General features: G+C 64.3%; 1 pseudogene. It reads left to right on the top strand.

Annotation, left to right across the window (positions count from 1 at the left end):
- Positions 1-362 (top strand): annotated as a pseudogene (locus tag G3I78_RS47390) (hypothetical protein); the annotation flags it as partial.
- Positions 363-544: the final 182 nt, after the last annotated feature.

Here is a 544-nt window from a genome sequence, read left to right as displayed (position 1 = left end):
TGGCGGCCGCTTTCTACAGGTGGCCCGAGGGGACCGTTTCCGAAGTCCTGGCTGGCAGCGAACCCACATTGGCCACCACCGAAGCGGAGCTGTCGCAGGCCGAAATCTCAGACCTGGACAGGACCGATCTGCCGCTGAGGATCGTGGACGAGCTGAAGAACGGCGGCCGGCTGGTTGACACGGCCGTCATCAAGCTCCCCACCAAGGGGGATGTGCGGATGACAGTCGTCGTCAGGGGCGCCCCAGACGCGTCTCCCGAGGAGATCCAGCAGGCGCTGGAGGCATGGCGCCGCGCGGAGCGAAAGCTCCAGAACCTACCTGGCGACGATGAGGATGAGCCGCGTGCGGCCAATGAGGCCTAACTGACGGATCATCACTTCTGCACTGTCTCTCTACATACGGTGCAGAAGTGTGGTGTCATATTCGGACACCGCGAGGGGGGCGCCCAAGAGGTGGTCTTGGGGGACCTATGCGTATACAGGTTCTGAGCGTGACGGGGATGCCCCTCGGCGTGCAGGTATGGGTGGCGGACGGCCCGACCGCA

It is taken from the genome of Streptomyces sp. SID13726 (assembly GCF_010548375.1).
In the GTDB taxonomy this organism is placed as follows: domain Bacteria; phylum Actinomycetota; class Actinomycetes; order Streptomycetales; family Streptomycetaceae; genus Streptomyces.
Note: the sequence above shows the minus strand (reverse complement) of the source record. Positions and strands in the feature narration are given on the sequence as shown.